Annotated in this window: 13 protein-coding genes and 1 pseudogene; 5 read left to right on the plus strand and 9 right to left on the minus strand. The window is 55.5% G+C overall.

Annotated features, from left to right (window positions below; translation table 11 throughout):
• Positions 1-590: 590 nt before the first annotated feature.
• The 5 genes from C1720_RS08585 to C1720_RS08605 all read left to right on the plus strand — a co-directional run bounded on the left by C1720_RS08585 (position 591) and on the right by C1720_RS08605 (position 7,613).
• Positions 591-1,508, plus strand: a complete 918-nt coding sequence (locus tag C1720_RS08585) for a CorC family transporter (protein WP_102283905.1) — start codon at positions 591-593, stop codon at positions 1,506-1,508.
• Positions 1,505-3,223 (plus strand): apolipoprotein N-acyltransferase, encoded by a 1,719-nt coding sequence (lnt, locus tag C1720_RS08590; protein ID WP_102283906.1) that lies wholly within the window; start codon positions 1,505-1,507, stop codon positions 3,221-3,223. The genes C1720_RS08585 and lnt overlap by 4 nt, the downstream gene beginning before the upstream one ends.
• A gap of 141 nt (positions 3,224-3,364) precedes the next feature.
• A complete protein-coding gene (locus C1720_RS08595; protein ID WP_102283907.1) occupies positions 3,365-5,374 on the plus strand; it encodes a bifunctional 3-phosphoshikimate 1-carboxyvinyltransferase/cytidylate kinase in 2,010 nt (669 codons plus the stop codon).
• On the plus strand, positions 5,350-7,203 hold the full coding sequence (gene rpsA, locus C1720_RS08600; RefSeq protein WP_255397817.1) for a 30S ribosomal protein S1: 1,854 nt from the start codon (positions 5,350-5,352) through the stop codon (positions 7,201-7,203). The genes C1720_RS08595 and rpsA overlap by 25 nt, the downstream gene beginning before the upstream one ends.
• A 122-nt stretch (positions 7,204-7,325) precedes the next feature.
• Entirely contained in the window at positions 7,326-7,613 is a 288-nt protein-coding gene (locus C1720_RS08605; RefSeq protein WP_050714739.1) for an integration host factor subunit beta, read from the plus strand.
• Positions 7,614-8,649: 1,036 nt separating this feature from the next.
• Here the strand turns inward: C1720_RS08605 and cas2 are convergent.
• From cas2 to cas5c, 9 genes and pseudogenes are all read right to left on the minus strand, one after another.
• Positions 8,650-8,943, minus strand: coding sequence for a CRISPR-associated endonuclease Cas2 (gene cas2, locus C1720_RS08610; RefSeq protein WP_102283908.1), 294 nt, complete (start codon positions 8,941-8,943; stop codon positions 8,650-8,652).
• A gap of 16 nt (positions 8,944-8,959) precedes the next feature.
• The gene (gene cas1, locus C1720_RS08615) at positions 8,960-9,733 is read right to left on the minus strand and encodes a CRISPR-associated endonuclease Cas1 (protein ID WP_255397818.1); all 774 of its coding nucleotides are present in this window, start codon (positions 9,731-9,733) and stop codon (positions 8,960-8,962) included.
• 89 nt (positions 9,734-9,822) lie between these two features.
• A pseudogene (locus C1720_RS14435) lies at positions 9,823-9,963 on the minus strand (CRISPR-associated endonuclease Cas1); the annotation flags it as partial.
• 72 nt (positions 9,964-10,035) lie between these two features.
• Positions 10,036-11,754, minus strand: coding sequence for a hypothetical protein (locus tag C1720_RS13035; protein WP_199170980.1), 1,719 nt, complete (start codon positions 11,752-11,754; stop codon positions 10,036-10,038).
• A gap of 228 nt (positions 11,755-11,982) precedes the next feature.
• Complete coding sequence (locus tag C1720_RS08625) at positions 11,983-12,813, minus strand: CPBP family intramembrane glutamic endopeptidase (RefSeq protein ID WP_102283909.1); 831 nt, start codon at positions 12,811-12,813, stop codon at positions 11,983-11,985.
• 11 nt (positions 12,814-12,824) lie between these two features.
• Positions 12,825-13,469, minus strand: coding sequence for a CRISPR-associated protein Cas4 (gene cas4 / locus C1720_RS08630; protein ID WP_233199886.1), 645 nt, complete (start codon positions 13,467-13,469; stop codon positions 12,825-12,827).
• Positions 13,470-13,489: 20 nt separating this feature from the next.
• Positions 13,490-14,323, minus strand: coding sequence for a type I-C CRISPR-associated protein Cas7/Csd2 (cas7c, locus tag C1720_RS08635; RefSeq protein ID WP_102283911.1), 834 nt, complete (start codon positions 14,321-14,323; stop codon positions 13,490-13,492).
• 18 nt (positions 14,324-14,341) lie between these two features.
• Entirely contained in the window at positions 14,342-16,345 is a 2,004-nt protein-coding gene (cas8c, locus tag C1720_RS08640) for a type I-C CRISPR-associated protein Cas8c/Csd1 (RefSeq protein ID WP_102283912.1), read from the minus strand.
• Positions 16,342-17,064: a type I-C CRISPR-associated protein Cas5c gene (gene cas5c, locus C1720_RS08645; RefSeq protein WP_102283913.1), complete on the minus strand. Its 723-nt coding sequence runs from the start codon at positions 17,062-17,064 to the stop codon at positions 16,342-16,344. Before cas5c ends, cas8c begins: the two co-directional genes overlap by 4 nt.
• Positions 17,065-17,066 lie beyond the last annotated feature (2 nt).

The raw sequence follows: 17,066 nt of genomic DNA on the forward strand, positions 1-17,066 counted from the left end.
GCGAAGACAGGCCCATCCGTGCGATGGGCCTGTTTTTTTTATGGCCTTGCAAGGGCATGCCTCTGGCTCCGGGGCCTGCCTGCGGCCAGCCCCGTGGGGCAGGAAGGCGGCTTTGGGCGGCTGGCGGGGCAGGGCAGGGCGGGACAAAAAATGAAGCGCACTTCAAAGCCGCCTTGCGCTTCGTCCTGAATTGCTGCGCCGGCGTCTTGAGGCGCGGGAGCGGTTGATGTGGGCGGAGCGGGCCTTCAGACGGATCCATTTCACCGGGTTGGATCAAAAACAGGAGCGAATAAAAGGGGCAAGAATGCCGTCCCGCGCAGTGTTCACTAGGACATCATGCTATTGATAGAGGAGCTAAACAAGGCTTTGCCAGCCAGGGCTGAAGCCGCGCGGGCGCGGAGCCTGAGAACCGGTTCAGAGACGGCTGCCCCCAAGGCCAGGTTTTCATGCTTTGCCTCCGGGAGCGGAGCCGTTTTTCGCGGCTTGCGTCCGGCGCTTTTTTTGGGAGCATCCGGCGTTTGCGTTCGCGCTGACGCGTCTGGCAATTCCGCTATCCTTTGCCTTCTGTTTCAACTGCTGCATGACCCACCGTGCCTGACCCACATTCAGCGCCTCACGCGGCCCGCGCGCATGAGCGCCCAGGGCGTTCTGAAGACAAGCGGAGTTTTTTCCGTCGGCTCATTGAATTTCTGAACCCGGGCGTGGATTCGACGCATGAGCTGATTGACGCGCTGGCCGAGGCCGAGGACAAGCAGCTGATTGACGCCGACAGCCGCGTGATGCTCGAAGGCGTGCTCCGCCTGGCGGAGATGACGGCCAAGGAGGTGATGGTGCCCACGCCGCGCATGGACATGCTCGACATTGACGCGCCTTACGAAGCGCTGCTGCGCACGGTGATTGACACGGCGCATTCGCGCTTTCCCGTCTATCAGGGCGAGCGCGAGAACGTCACCGGCATCCTGATGGCCAAGGACTTGCTCAAATTGCAGCGCGCCCCCGAGCTGAGCGTGCGCACGCTGGTGCGCCCGGCCATGTTCGTGCCCGAGAGCAAGGGGCTGAACGATCTGCTGCGCGCTTTTCGCATCAACCGCAATCACATGGCCATCGTGGTGGACGAGTTTGGCCGCATGGCGGGGCTGATCACGATTGAAGACGTGCTGGAGCAGATCGTGGGCGAAATCGAGGACGAGTTCGACGGCGAGGCTGAAACGGGCGACATCTTCGCGCTGGCCGATGGCACTTGGCGCGTGGCCGGGCACACGCCGCTGGAGAAGGTGAACGAGGCCTTTGGCGTGCATCTGGGCACGGTGGCGGACGCAGACTTGCCCGTGGCCTTTGACACCATCGGCGGCCTGGTGGCGCATGAAATGGGCCGCGTGCCCGTGCGCGGCGAGCAGTGCACGCTGGGCGGGCTGCAATTGCGCGTGCTGCTGACCAAGGGCGGCGCAGTGCGCTGGTTTCGCGTGCTGCCGCTGGCGCGCCCTGCATTGAAGGATGAGGCGTCATGAGTGCTTTTTCTCCCCGCGCGTGGGCGCTTTCTGGCGGTCTGGCCGTGCTGGCCGGGCTGACGCAAGCCGTGGCGCTGGCCGATCCGCTGGGCGGCCAGCCCCACTGGTGGCTGCAAATGCTGGGCCTGGGGGCGCTGGCGGCGCTGCTGGCGCGCGTGGCGCTGCGCCTGGCCGTGCAGGCCCCGCGGCAGGCCACCAACCGCATGACGGCGCGCATGGCGCAGCCGCCCGCTGGCGCCCGCCCGGCCGTGCGCTTTGGCGCGGGCTTTGCGCTGGGCTGGCTGTTCGCGCTGGGCTGGCTGACGGGCACGTTCTGGTGGCTGTTCATTTCCATGCACACCTACGGCGGGCTGGCCGCGCCGCTGGCGGTGCTGGCGGTGCTGGCGCTGGCGGGTTTTCTGGCGCTGTATTACGGCGCGGCGGCCGGCCTGTTCGTGGCCTGCATGCCCCTTGCGCACGAGAAAGAGCGCGAGAAAGAAGATGACAACGCGCCAGGCGCGCCGCCGCGCATCAAGGCGCTGCGCGCCGCGCTGCTGTTTGCCGCGCTGTGGACGCTGGCGGAGCTGGCGCGCGGCACGCTGCTGACGGGCTTTCCGTGGGGCGCGGGCGGCTATGCGCATGTGGACGGGCCTTTCGCGCCGCTGGCGCGCTGGGTGGGCGTGTATGGCATTGGCTTCGTGGCCGCCTGGCTCATGGCCTTCATCGCCCTGTATGCCATGCAAAAGCACGACGGCGAAGAAGCCACGCAAGTGGCCCTGCTGGTGCTGGGGCTGGTGTCGTGGACGTGGTGGCTCAACCAGGAATCGCAAACCGCCACGGCCAACCCCCTGCCGCCCATGCAGGTGGCGCTGCTGCAAGGCAATATTCCGCAAGATGAAAAGTTCGTGCCCGGCACGGGCGTGATTGACGCGCTGCGCTGGTACGGGCAAGAGCTGCGCGAGGCCCGCGCCACCCTGGTCATCGCGCCCGAAACCGCCATTCCCGTGCTGCCGCAGCAGCTGCCCGACGGCTACTGGCAGGGCCTGCTGCGGCGCTACGGCGCAGCGCGCGAAGGCCAGAGCGCGCAAGCCGCCCTCATCGGCGTGCCGCTGGGCAACGCCAGCGAGGGCTACACCAACTCCGTCATGGGCCTGGCGCCCGGCCAAAGCGCGGCCTACCGCTATGACAAGCACCACCTGGTGCCCTTTGGCGAATTCATTCCGCCGCTGTTCAAGTGGTTCGTGCAGCTGATGAACATTCCGCTGGGCGACTTCAACCGGGGCGCGCTGGCGCAGCCCTCTTTCGCCTGGCAAGCGCAGCGCCTGGCGCCCAACATCTGCTACGAAGACTTGTTTGGCGAAGAGCTGGCCGCCCGCTTTGGCGACCCGGCGGCCGCGCCCACCGCCTTTGTGAACCTGAGCAACATCGGCTGGTTTGGCGACGGCGTGGCCATCGACCAGCACCTGGCCATCAGCCGCATGCGCGCGCGCGAATTCGAGCGCCCCATGCTGCGCGCCACCAACACGGGCGCCACCGCCATCATCAACGCGCACGGCCAGGTCACGCACATGCAGCCGCGCACCACGCGCGGCGTGCTCACGGGCGAATTCGAGGGCCACACCCACCTCACCCCTTACGCCGTCTGGACGGCCCGGTGGCGCTTGTGGCCCCTGTGGGCCGCCTGCGCGGCGCTGGCGCTGCTGTGCGCCAGCTGGCGCAAGCGGCATGGGCGCTGATTCGCTCCTGAATCCATAGCGTGATGTCCTAGTGGAAAGTGCGCAAGACACACTTTTATACCCCTGAATTCGCTCCTCTTTTTGGATTGAAAAGAGCCTGCTTCCGGCCAGGGCGTAGCGCCCGGCCCCTGCGCGAAAACCATGTTCACCACTGAATTTCTGGATGTCCCCGCCCTGCGCGCCGTGCAGGGGCGGGTGCGGCTGCCTGGCTCCAAGAGCATTTCCAACCGTGTGCTGCTGCTGGCGGCCTTGAGCGAGGGCGCGACGCGGGTGCGCGGCCTGCTCGATAGCGACGACACGCGGGTGATGTTGCAGGCGCTGGCGCAGATGGGCTGCGGCGTGCGCCGCGCCGATGGCCGGGCTGATGAGGTGCTGATTGAGGGGCTGGGCGGGCGCGCGCCGGCGTCGCCCACGCGGCTTTTTCTGGGCAACGCGGGCACGGCGATGCGGCCGCTGACGGCGGCGCTGGCGCTGCTGGGCGGCGAGCATGAGCTGTCGGGCGTGGCGCGCATGCACGAGCGGCCCATTGGCGATTTGGTGGCGGCGCTGCGGCGGCTGGGCTGCCGCATTGAGGAGCTGGGGCAGCCGGGTTTTCCGCCGCTGCGCATTGCCGAAGCGGAGGGCGTGCCGCCGCTGGCGCTGGATGCGCCGGTGCGGGTGCGCGGCGATGTTTCCAGCCAGTTTCTGACGGCGCTGCTGTTGGCGCTGCCGCTGGCCGCGCGTGAGCGCGAGGTGACGGTGCAGGTGGAGGGCGAGCTGATTTCGCGGCCTTACATCCACATCACGCTGGCGCTGCTGGAGCGCTTTGGCGTGGCGGTGCAGCGGCAGGGGTGGGAGCGTTTTGTCATTCCCGAAGGCAGCCGCTATCAGTCGCCGGGTGAAGTGCTGGTGGAAGCGGATGCGTCTTCGGCCAGTTATTTCATTGCGGCGGGGGCGCTGTCGGCGCCGGAGGGCGGCGAGGGCCTTGTGATTGAAGGGCTGGGGCTGGATGCGGTGCAGGGCGACATTCGCTTTGTGGAGGCGGCCCGCCTGATGGGCGCGGATGTGCAGGGCGGCAGCGGCTGGCTGCGCGCACGGCGCGGGGCCTGGCCGCTGAAGGCGGTTGATCTGGACTGCAACCACATTCCCGATGCGGCGATGACGCTGGCCATGATGGCGCTGTATGCCGATGGCCCCAGCACGCTGCGCAACATTGCGAGCTGGCGCGTGAAGGAAACCGACCGCATTGCCGCCATGATGGCCGAGCTGCGCAAGCTGGGCGCGGCGGTGGAGGAAGGGGCCGATTTCATCCGCATCACGCCCCCGGCGCTGGCGGGCGGCTGGCGCGCGGTGAGCATTTGCACTTATGACGATCACCGCATGGCCATGTGCGCGAGCCTGGCGGCTTTCAACCCCGCCGCGCTGCCTGTGCGCGTGCAAGACCCGAAGTGCGTGGCCAAGACGTTTCCGGACTATTTCGAGACGCTGTTTGCCGCCGCGCGGCCCGCGCGCGCCGTGCCCGTGATTTGCATAGACGGCCCCACGGCTTCCGGCAAGGGCACGCTGGCGGCGGCGCTGGCGGCGCGGCTGGGCTGGCATTACCTGGACTCTGGCGCGCTGTATCGCGCCACGGCGCTGGCCGCGCGCCAGGCCGGCGTGGCGCTGGATGACGAGGCGGCGCTGGCCCGCCTGGCCGCCGCGCTGCCTTTGCGCTTTGAAGCGGGCCGCGTTTGGCTGGACGGGCGCGATGTGAGCGAAGCCCTGCGCAGCGAGCAAACGGGCATGGATGCCTCGGCCCTGGCGCCGCTGCCTGCCGTGCGCGCCGCCTTGCTTAACTTGCAGCGCGGCATGGCCCGCTTGCCGGGGCTGGTGGCCGACGGGCGCGATATGGGCACGGTGGTGTTTGCCGATGCGCCGCTGAAAGTTTTTCTCACGGCCAGCGCCGAAACGCGGGCCGAGCGCCGCTACAAGCAATTGGCCGCAAAGGGAATTTCGGCTAACATCGCCCGCCTTCGCGACGACCTTCAGGCGCGCGACGCGCGGGATGCTTCCCGCGCCGCCGCACCGCTCAAAGCCGCGCAAGACGCCCTGGCGCTGGACAACTCCTGCTTGAGCATCGAGCAATCGGTGCAGCAGGTGCTGGACTGGTGGCAGGACAGGCAGCCTTTTTAGCCCCGCAAGGCCAGCAAGGCCGCCGCAAGCTCCGCTGGCGCTGCAAGGCGCTGGCGGTTTTTTTAAACCTCAACCTCTTGCGGGCCAGCCCGCAAACCCGGACGCAGCGCGCTTTTTCCAGCGCTGCCGCGTCCAAGAAAGCATCTTTAATGTCTGAATCTTTTGCCGCCCTGTTTGAAGAGTCGCTCCAGCGCACCGAAATGCGCTCTGGCGAAGTCATCACCGCCGAAGTCGTGCGCGTGGAGCACAACTTCGTGGTCGTGAACGCCGGTTTGAAGTCAGAGGCCTACGTGCCCATTGACGAATTCAAGAACGACCAGGGCGAAGTTGAAGTGCAGCCGGGCGACTTTGTCTCGGTGGCCATCGGCTCCATCGAAAACGGCTATGGCGACACCATCCTCAGCCGCGACACCGCCAAGCGCCTGGCCTCCTGGCTGGCGCTGGAACAGGCGCTTGAATCGGGCGACTTCGTCACCGGCACCACCACGGGCAAGGTCAAGGGCGGCCTGACCGTCATGGTCAATGGCATCCGCGCCTTCCTGCCCGGCTCGCTGATTGACACGCGCCCCACCAAGGACCTCACTCCGTATGAAAACAAGACGATGGAGTTCAAGGTCATCAAGCTCGACCGCAAACGCAACAACGTGGTGCTCAGCCGCCGCGCCGTGGTGGAAGCCAGCATGGGCGAAGACCGCGCCAAGCTGCTCGAAACCCTGAAGGAAGGCGCCATCGTGCAAGGCGTGGTCAAGAACATCACCGAATACGGCGCGTTCGTTGACCTGGGCGGCATTGACGGCCTGCTGCACATCACCGACATGGCCTGGCGCCGCGTGCGCCACCCCAGCGAAGTGGTGCAGGCCGGCCAGGAAATCACCGCCAAGATTCTCAAGTTCGACACCGAGAAAAACCGCGTCTCGCTGGGCATCAAGCAAATGGGCGACGACCCGTGGCTGGGCGTGGCGCGCCGCTATCCCGCCGGCACCCGCATGTTTGGCCGCGTGACCAACATTGCCGACTACGGCGCGTTCGTGGAGCTGGAGCCGGGCATCGAGGGCCTGGTTCACGTCTCCGAAATGGACTGGACCAACAAGAACGTGGCGCCCGGCAAGGTGGTCAGCCTGGGCGAAGAAGCCGAAGTCATGGTGCTTGAAATCGACGAAGACAAGCGCCGCATCAGCCTGGGCATGAAGCAGTGCAAGCCCAACCCCTGGCAGGAATTCGCGCAGAACACCAAGCGCGGCGACCGTGTCAAAGGCCCTGTCAAGTCCATCACCGACTTTGGCGTGTTCGTTGGCTTGTCTTCCGGCATTGATGGCCTTGTGCACCTATCCGACCTTTCCTGGAACGAGCCGGGCGAAACCGCCGTGCGCAACTACAAGAAAGGCCAGGAAGTGGAAGCCATCGTGCTGGCCGTGGACGTGGAGCGCGAGCGCATCTCCCTGGGCATCAAGCAGCTTGACCAGGACCCCTTCACCACCTTCGTTTCCGTGAATGAAAAAGGCCAGACCGTCACCGGCAAGGTCAAGAGCGTGGACGCCAAGGGCGCTGAAATCGAACTGGGCGAAGACGTGACCGGCTACCTGCGCGCCAGCGAAATCAGCCGCGACCGCGTGGACGACGCCACCACCGTGCTGAAAGTGGGCGACGAAGTCACCGCCGTGGTGACCAACATCGACCGCAAGAATCGCAGCATCCAGCTGTCCGTCAAGGCCAAGGACGCGGCCGACCAGCAGGAAGCCCTGGCCAGCCTGAACCAGGACGCAGGCCACGCCGGCACCACCAGCCTGGGCGCCTTGCTGCGCGCCAAGCTCGACAGCGACAAGTCCTGACCGGCCCGGACCGCTGCCCCGCCGCCGCCTGCTGGCGCCGCCATGCCCTCCGGGCGTGACAGCTGCCCAGGCGGCGGTTTTCCATTCAGACATGCCGCAACAACAACCAGAAAAACGCCACCATGACCCGCTCCGATCTTGTTGAACTGCTGGCCGAGCGCTTTCCCCGGCTCACCCAGAAAGACGCGGATGCCGCCGCTCGCGCCTTGCTGCAAGCCATGAGCGACGCCCTGGAACAGGGCCAGCGCATCGAAATTCGCGGCTTTGGCAGCTTTGGCGTGACGCGCCGCAACCCGCGCCTGGGCCGCAACCCCCGCACTGGCCAGAGCGTTGCCATTCCCGAACGCCGGGTGCCCCACTTCAAGCCCGGCAAGGCCCTGCGCGACGCAGTGGATGCCAGCCGCTCCTGATTGCCGGGTTTTCAAAACCCGCCTTCAAATCAAGCTCTGCCCAGTTGGGCCAAAGTCCTCTCCTCCAGCGCTTGTTAGTACCCTGGAGCCATGCGCTGCTCATGGCGTTTGATCACGTGTGTTCCAGTCGAACATTGCCATACCCGCACGCATCGCCGCCATTGGCAAGATGGCCCGCAAGCGTTCAAGGCGCAATGAACAGGTTGGTCTGCAACGCCCTGACTTCCCCTGTTTTTAGATACAGGCTGAATGCACCATGTCGCGCTAACGTCGGCAGCAGAAATAAATTAGTTTTTAATGGTAATAACCAATGGTACAACGGCCTTGTTTAAATGACGAAGAAAGATTTCCGGAAGCCTGGAAATGATTTAGTCCAAATCCTTGTCTAGATTCATCGTCATACTGGCTTTGAATTTACGCAGACGCGGAAAAAGAGAAAATAACATTCGAAGATACTAGCGTTTAATTATCGAATATAACGACAACGATCTTGTATCTCATCGCTCCGCTGACCTTGCCCGCCGAAATCTTGCCGCCCAGCTCATTGCACGGTATTGATTCAAAGCGAATCGGCTTTATTTTATAAATCCGGTCAGTTATCCATCGAATCGCCGACTTTTAATATACCGCCGCCAAAGTCTCGCGCGTTTAGGCAGATTTAGTTCATTTGATTCTCTTTTTTACACACAGCCGTCCGAAGGCGGCTGCCTGAAAATGCGGGCGCGGTGTATGTTGGTGTTTATGTTTCAACACACAGCCGCCCGAAGGCGGCTGCGCGATATGCGCCATGAAAAACGAAGCAAAAGAGGTTTCAACACACAGCCGCCCGAAGGCGGCTGCTCCCTGCTTGAAAACTCTTTAAAAATCAGACAATTAGAAGTTAATTTTCGCTGACCTATCTGATTCCCAGGGAGTTAGGGAAGTATAGCGGTCGTCCTCGCACCATACAAACTGCGGAAATTCGTCTTAATAGTTGAAAAACCGAAGCGTTCGCTAACCTGCCAGTGTTTTCATGGGAGCAAGCCATCAGCGATCACTAAATAATCAGCGTGCTCCTAAACACGTCCACCGCTGGCCGAGCTCCATAATGTTCTACCTTGCCCCGCCATTTGCTGCCTAGATAGTAGAAGCGCAAGCTGTCAACTGCTGGGTTGAAAACATCAAGCAACCCGATTTTTAGCTTCACCCATTGATCGGGCGATATATCACATTCAAAAACAGAGAACTGCACACGCACGCCATAATCTTGGCACAATTTCGCTATCCTGCGCAGCCGGACCGGGCCTTGCGGATCCTCAAAGGAAATGTCATAAGTAATCAATATCAACATGAAAATTTTCCGCGCATCACCTCATCAAAAATGGCGGATATCCCGCTAAATCCCCGCGCAAATGGCGTGCCAACAGCATTGCCTGAATATACGGCAACAGCCCGATTTCCACTTCCTCCCCAAAAAACGGATGAACGATTTTTTCCTGCTTTTTCGCCTGCAAAGCTTGGAACAACAGCTTACGCGCCTCGGCTTTCAGGTTTACCGCACCGCTTGCCTCGGTAACAAGATCCTGCGGTTTGATTTGCCCACGGTTAATCAAGGAAAGCACCCACCATGCGCGGAATTCTTCCAAAATATCTTGCGCCAAACTGTCGCGCCCCGGTCGGTCGGCGTGCAGAAAGCCCACCTGAGGATCGAGCCCCACGCCTTGCAGCGCGCCGCTAATGTCCTTGCCCAAGATGCTGTACACAAACGACAGTAGCGCGTTCACCCCGTCTCTGGGCGGACGGCGGTTGCGCCCGTCAAAAGAAAAGCCGCTTTTTTCGCTCAAAAGCTGCCCGAATACGCCAAAATAATGCGCCGCCGCATCGCCCTCAATGCCGCGTACCACGTCCAGCTCCGCCGCGCCCTTCAACTGCCGCAGCGAAATATTCAAAGCATTGACCGCACTTTGAATCGCCGCATTCTCGCCATAATTGCGAATCTGCCGCTGAAGCACCCGCTTACTCGCCTGAATCTTCGCCGCGATGATATTGCGCGCAATCGGCACGGGATTTTGCTCCGACACCCGATACTGCGCCCGACGCAGCAGCACATTGCCGCTCTGCCGCCCCTGAAGCCGCCCCAAGAAACGTCCGTTTTCGGTAAAAAACGCCCCAAATTCACATTATTTTCGCCGCAAAACCCCAGCAAAAACGGTGACACCAGCACATTCCCAAAACAGAAAATATGCCCGATGGAATGCACCGGCAACTGCGCTACCTTCTTACGCTCCTGCTCTACCACCAGCGTTTCCCGTTCCTTATGCAGATAGCTGCCTTGGGTGGTGATGTAGAGTGTGTTTTGCAGTTTGCGCATGGGGAGGCTCCTTGGATTTTGATCGCAGTTGTAGATTAGTGGATGTACCCAAATAGTGACTATGTACAAGCATTAAATGATTAGTGGAATATCCCAAGAAGTCCATTTTGATGTAAAGAAGGATCTATTCATGCAACGAATAGATGTGTTAAACATGAATAAAACTCTTGCACCATTTAACATTTCCCACTCTTTGGCTGGACCAAGGGAGCTACCTTGATTATCATAAGATTTCTGAATTTCTTTAATTAAATAATCTTGAACATTCATAATATCTGAGAAGTCAATTAAAGCATTATCATAAATTATTTGATTAAAGTCACCATTTTCAAAAGATGACATACTTCCCTGGAGAAGATTTCTAAAAGTATTCCATTCATACATTGATATACCATTTTTAGTACACATATCAAGATTTTCAATAGAATGTAACAAGATAAATCGACAATTCCTTTCTATATCTATCTTCCCAATAATTTTTTTACCCAATCTAGATACAAGACGCTCCCTAACTCCTGAAGTTAATATATTTGATCTTAGATGACATAACTGATCAATACCATGATTTAGCGATTCATTTCTGCAATATTCATTAAATTCATCACTAAAAAATGGATGTATTGTGGTTATTCTATGTTTAATTTGGCAGAAATAAATTAGATTAGATGCCTTGTCATAAATAATCATATCTGCATCATATTTCTCTTTTGGATTGTTTATGCCATCTGTTACAATAAATCGATTACTATTGAGTTTATCTTTCAGATACTTTTGAATATATCCATTCTCAAACCACTTACCTATTTTTTTCATATTAGTTAAATAACCAGATGAAACTGTTCTAATTGCAAACTTTAAATTAATATCATTTATTCTTATTTGGTCGTAATTTAATTCCGTTGCTATCCTATCATGCTCACGTACTCCTAACTCATTCATGGTGTTAAAAAGGAATTTAATCTCATCTTTAGAAAATCCAAATTTATGTAGCTTACACTTGTCAATAGTTACTTGCTGATCAAATACATCTTCAATACTATGCTGCTCAATATCATGTTGAAAAGATAGAAAAGAAATTAATTCAACTAAACTTCTCATATTTGAAAAAATTTGACTATCATTAGAATCTAAAAACCTTATATAATTTGGATGAAAGCTTATATACTTATCTAATATTACATCTACATAACCTTGAAATAGTTCAGAGTTTCTTGAGTTTACATGTGCGCTAATTCCTTTTCTAAAAATTAAATCAGAAAGATGGCTTTGCTTGGTAAAATATCTCGAAAACCAAATCATTTTATAATGATCCATATATTCTTCATTTATTTTATACCTTCTGTTGTCAATTTTTTCTATAACTCCTAATAAAATATAGAAAACAAATTCACTAAACGCATAAAATGCATAAAGATTAACTATTTTTTTATAGGATATTTTATCCAGGCCAGTGAGATGATTTTTAACTAAATCATCCTTGATCCTTTCACGATAATCATTTTCTATAAATTTATAATTATCAATGATTAGTTCTTTTCCTCTGTTATTTAATACATACAACTTAATCCCAAAATTTTCAACTCCCTTATTGATAAAGAAATTTTTATCTTCTAAACTAAGTAATGCATACTTTTTAAGTGTACATAAAACCTTTGCTAAATTACTCGGAAGGTATTTTCTAACATCTGTTTCTGAGATATTAATAGGATTGTTAATAAGTGATAAAACAAACATGCTTCTTTTCCTATCCATCCTGTTTAAAATATTTATTAAACATTCAAACCAATGCATATTCTAGTTCCTCGCATTAAATAATCAGATAATCAGAATGGTTGATTCCCCAAACAATCCCGCCACATACCCCACACTCCTATCCCGTTTCCCCAACAACTCCGGCTGGCAAATCTCCATCACTGAGCAGATGGATACAAGCTACAAGCTTGCTACTTAAAGCTTAACTGCACTTTTAGGGCAATGGCTTGTGCAGGCTACCTGAAAAAAATGGACAGGTTGCTGAACTTATGAATATAACTTACCTCTATCATATGGCGAACACATTGCCTTACGCCAAAAAACCATCACAATTACCGCCGCGATGATGATAATTCCGTATGGAATCATGCCGTCGCCGTTTTCATATGCCGCCCGTCCGCCCGGAAAGCCCGTACGCGCGGTATTGGCAACCGTGTGGCACGCAATCAATACAAATACCGAACCGCCGCTGCCGTTATACAGCCATACATAGATAATCCTCACGGCAACCGTTCCTGCCAGCCCCCACGCGATCAGTTCAGCAGACTGCCCCACGGCAATCATGGACGGCAAATGCCACAATGCCCACGGTACCCCGATAATCAGCGCCGTAACAAGCGGAGTAAAACGCCGTTGCAGACTCTCCGTAGCGTAGGATGCATAGCCCAATTCCTCGGCAACTGCTGCGATAAAGAACATGACGAATGCCCCGGCAAGCGGCGCAAACGATACGGATAAGGCAGGTATGGTTTGTCCTGTTTGGCGTATCGCGATATAAGTTAGTAGATAAAGCAGGGGAAAAATCAGTATCGCCGTCCAAAAATAGGCAGAATGCTTTATCCGCCCGTAATCAAACACACGCCCAAACAGTCCGCGCACCGCTGCCATTCCGCCCTCGCGGTAACGCAGCAACGCAGCGGCAACCGTCGGAGTGAGCGCCGCACCGATGTCGGTCAGCGGCAGATTATCAGGTAGGGGACTGTGTTTGAGAAACAAAGACAGCAGCCAAAACGGCGCGCTCAAAGCGTACACCAGTAGAAAATATTGCCACGGATGCGAATAATTGATGTCCAAACTTCTTGAATGCTTGTCTTGCATATTACCTCCATTTATTCAGCAAACAACCTCGCCACATGCCCCACACTCCTATCCCGTTTCCCCAACAACTCCGGCTGGCAAATTTCCACCAGCGAGCAGGCTTTGCAACGTTTGCCGTAGTCGGGCGGCGGGGTTTGTCCGCTGTTTAGGAGTTCGCGGACGGCGGCGATGGTGGCGAGTGTTTGGGTGCGCAGGTCGTCTGAAAATACGACGGGGGCGCGGTGGCGGGTTTGCATATACCACAGCGCGCCCTCGAAGATGGTTTGCCCCGTCATTTCTTCCAAGCACAAGCCTTGGGCGCAAAGCTGGATTTCGTCCATTGGGTCGGGTTTGGGCTTGCCGCGTTTGTATTCCACGGGTTTCAGACGACCTGTTTTCGTTTCCACTTCCACCAAATCCAACACGCCGCTGATGCCCAATTTTTCCGCCGAAACATGCACCGTCCGCTCAAAGCGCACGCCTTTGCGCGTTTCCGGCTCGCCCGAATCCCCCCGCTCATGCAACGCCTTGCCCTGCGCGGTCAAATAGTTCTCTGCCCACGCCTGCTCGTTGTGAATCAACGCGCATTGGCGCGGGCAGAAGGCGTAGTGTTGCAGGGCGGAAAGGGGAATCAGGCGCGAGTCCTGATTTTCCCCTTGGCTCTTGATTGAAAGCAAAACTATCTTTCTGAGTGTTTTCAGAAGCCGTCAATTTCTTGCGGAATTAAACCATCAGGATTCTTCAGCTCGTAACTGCCATCCGGACGAACTGTCAGACAGCCGTGAACTTTAGCGGATGAATATTGCCCTGCTTTGCAGTTGTGTTCCCACCAAATAAGTTTCATCACTTGCATGCTACCTGCAGGACGGGCTGATGATTCATCACCTTCAAAAAGTTTGATAAGTACGGCTTTGATTTTTTCGGCATCGCCATCTGAAAAGCCGGTGCGCTCGGCAAGCTGCGGCGACATCGCGCCGAATGCAACGTACACGCCGTGATCGACGCGGTGTTTCATGCCCATGGTATCGGAAGATTTTTTCGTGCCGTCGCCTTCGCCACTGACGCTTTTGGTGATCTGGGTGCTGGTGATGTTAATCGGCTCAACGCTGAATGCGGATTGAATGGTAACGGGCCCACGCACAGCAATGGAAATGCCGCTGCTGCCGTCGCCGCTGAATGCGAAGACTTGTCCGAAGCTACGTACATCCAGCCATTTTTCACAGGCTTTCTTGGCGGTGTCGTCTTTGTTGGCTTTTTTGGCGTTAAAGGCATCCGCACCCAAGCCGACATCTTTGTCTTTGGCGCGGTTGGCCAGGCTGGTCATGCCGTCGGTTTTCTTTTCGTCCGATTGAACGAAGATGCTCTCGCCGCTGTCTTGCAGGCGGTCACGGATTTTGCGTTTCAGGCACACGTCGGTCATTTCGCCAAAACCTTGGAAATCGGCACGCGGGCGGTTGCCGTTCAAAGGGTCGCCGTTGGGGTTGGCGTTGGTTACTTTCAGGATTAAGGCGAAGTCGATTTTTTTGGTCAAGCTCGTTTTGGTTCTCCTTTAAATGGGTTGCTCGTCAGTTTTGGATTTGTTGACTGAAAACTCAGCAATACGGCGGGCGATTCCTATTTTTTGGCAATGGTAGCCCAAGAGAAATTCGCCGCTTAATTTGTCGTCGCAGGTGAAATCATCGGTAGCAAATAATTCCATGATTTCGCCAATTGCCTGTGCACCGGTATCCTTGCCGTTGTTGCGCAGGCGTTCTTGATAGGGTTTCAACGCTAGCTCAATATTGCGCCATGTGGCAAACGGGTGTTCGGCGAAACGCTGCATATAGCGTTCGGCGGTGGTGGCGCGTTTTTCGCCTGTCAAATACAGGGCGTAGGATTCGGTGTTTTCGGCGACGGCAAGCAGCCTGCCGTATAAGTAGTCACGCGAGCGGTTTTGGGTATCCAAGCTCATAGGGTAAGTTCTCCGTTGTGATAAATCGTGATGACGGGCGCGCCAGCCTTTGTATAGGGCGCAGGCGACGCCGATGTTTCTTTGCCACTCCCAGTTTTCGCAGCCGTTCGGGTTGCAGGCTGCCTGAAAACTCTTTTGCACCAAATCTTCGGGAATCGGCACGGATGTTCCGCCTGCGATAACGGGCAGAAGTCGAGCGTAAAGCTGTTTTTTGAGCGTGTCGGATAAGGATTTGCCGTACACGGTATCGGCAATGCTGTAAGGCGACGGCGGGACGAAGCGCCATTGGGTGCGCTTGTCGGTTTTTTTGCCGTTTGGGACTTCAATGCTGTAACGCTGATACCAAGAAAAATCGTCAATCCATGCGTCTAAATTGGTGAAATAGTCGGCGGGCAGAAATTCTTGGTAATAAATTAATGCCATGCGCCCCGGCGTGGCAGAATCGAGCATAATCAGGGAGATTTGTTCGTGCTCTTTCAATTCTGCCTGATAGCCGTGCAGTTTCTTGTTGATGATTCGCGCAGCAGCTTGTCCGATATTTGTCGACCAATCGGGGGACGGTTCTGAGTTTTCAGACGATATTTGCTTGGCAATTTCATCAGAATCTTCAACCGCACCTATGTCCAAATTATCCCAATCAATTTCGCTGGAAATGTCTTTCATCGGCGATGGAACGGGCTTGCCGCTGATTGCCCAGGCGACGGTAACTTGGTCGCCGTTTCGGATGCCTTGGCGGGAAATCAGCCAACGCAGCGCGCTGTGTGCCTTGGCGGATACGTCTGCCGATACGCTGGCGGCTTCTTCGGCGGTGGCAAAACGCCCGCGAAAGGTGTAGCCTGATTTGTCGTTTGATGAAATTAATTTTGCTTTATCACCAGTATGACGTAATTTTGCTGGATGAAGCGTAGAGACGATGGCTTCTTTTCCCTGAATAAAGCAGAAGCCTCTTTCTGAATCTCCCTCAGATACATAATCAATCCAAGATTGGCGTACAGACGAATCCTCCCATGTTCTACTTTGAACATCACCTGATATTTCTACTTGCCAGCAAACCAGTGCCGCACCGAATTCAATTTCGCCTTTAGTTTTCGGCAGCACAGAAAAAATCGGCGGCGCATCGCCTTCGGCTTCCCACTTGTTTAATACTTTGCCATCCGAATCAAGCATTAACACACCTGCCTTTACTAAATCAGAAATTACATTGCCTTTGGCAACATAATTCAATACAGCCACTACTTTGGGATGGCAAAATTCAGAATCACACCATTGTTTTAACTGAGTGAAATATTCTTTAAAGAAAGCTGATTTACTACCACTGTAATCAATATAATCTCTCGCAACATATTGAATTTTATCTGCTAATGGATGTGGCGGCGGTTTAGTGCCAGACCTACTTTCTGATGACTCTGTTACAGGCAGCAGAATTGCTGTTTTCGGCGGCATAACGCGTGCCGTCTGAAAATTACCCTGACCGTCAATCACGATGACGATGTGCGCATTTTGGATGGTATGCCCAACCGGTGTCAGTGGCTCGGCATCATCGGTAACACACTGCTCCAAAATGTTTTCATGCGTCCGATAAAGTTTCTGCATCCAGCTCATAATTCCAGCTCCTTGGCTTCGTCTTCCACAGGCTTGACGTTTTCGCCGCGCTTGAACGGTTTTTCAGGCTGCATTTTGCGGATAAATCGAGTTTTCAGACGGCCTTCTGTATCGTTGACACTTGGAAACTCAATCACACCGTTTTGCATATTCGCCATCCAAAAACGACTGACCAATTCGGGCTTTCCAGTTTCTTCGGGATAGCCGAAACTGTGGAACATCAGGCCAAAATCCAAATTATCGATTTCATCGTAAAACCCTTCGCCTTCGCCGAAAGTGCACGGCTCGACATAGCCTTGGCAATCGCGCGTGCCGAGAAAAATATCCTGCCGCCCACCGCGTTCCAACATTCTTCTGGCAATGGCGATATGTTTGCCGAAATTGCGGTCGCCTGCCAATTCTTCCCAATGCTCATTCCATTCAAAATGGGCTTCCACTTGGTATTCCACGTCCTGCAAAAAGGTGTAAATTGCCAAAGTGTTGCCGCTGTTCCAGTCCAGCGGTTTGGTGGACTTGCTTTGGGTACGGACGGGTTTCATCACACGAATGCGGTCGATATGCCAAATCAAGGTGGGTTTCCAATAAATGCTTTTGACGATGCCTTTAATGGCTTCGTATGTCGGCACTTGGTAGCTGAATTTTTCGCCGCCGATTTTGGTAACAGGGTCGGTAAACAAGGCTTGCCGCCCCCATACGCGGAAACTGATTTTGCTGTTCATAT

Source organism: Ottowia massiliensis, assembly GCF_900240305.1.
GTDB classification, from domain to species: Bacteria; Pseudomonadota; Gammaproteobacteria; order Burkholderiales; family Burkholderiaceae_C; genus Ottowia; species Ottowia massiliensis.

Bases quoted from the DNA above. Each gene is read 5' to 3' on its own strand.
- cas2 (WP_102283908.1), bottom strand. From the start codon at position 8,943: ATGTTGATATTGATTACTTATGACATTTCCTTTGAGGATCCGCAAGGC.
- C1720_RS08595 (WP_102283907.1), top strand. From the start codon at position 3,365: ATGTTCACCACTGAATTTCTGGATGTCCCCGCCCTGCGCGCCGTGCAG.
- C1720_RS13035 (WP_199170980.1), bottom strand. From the start codon at position 11,754: ATGCATTGGTTTGAATGTTTAATAAATATTTTAAACAGGATGGATAGG.
- lnt (WP_102283906.1), top strand. From the start codon at position 1,505: ATGAGTGCTTTTTCTCCCCGCGCGTGGGCGCTTTCTGGCGGTCTGGCC.
- cas8c (WP_102283912.1), bottom strand. From the start codon at position 16,345: ATGAGCTGGATGCAGAAACTTTATCGGACGCATGAAAACATTTTGGAG.
- C1720_RS08605 (WP_050714739.1), top strand. From the start codon at position 7,326: ATGACCCGCTCCGATCTTGTTGAACTGCTGGCCGAGCGCTTTCCCCGG.
- cas5c (WP_102283913.1), bottom strand. From the start codon at position 17,064: ATGAACAGCAAAATCAGTTTCCGCGTATGGGGGCGGCAAGCCTTGTTT.
- C1720_RS08625 (WP_102283909.1), bottom strand. From the start codon at position 12,813: ATGCAAGACAAGCATTCAAGAAGTTTGGACATCAATTATTCGCATCCG.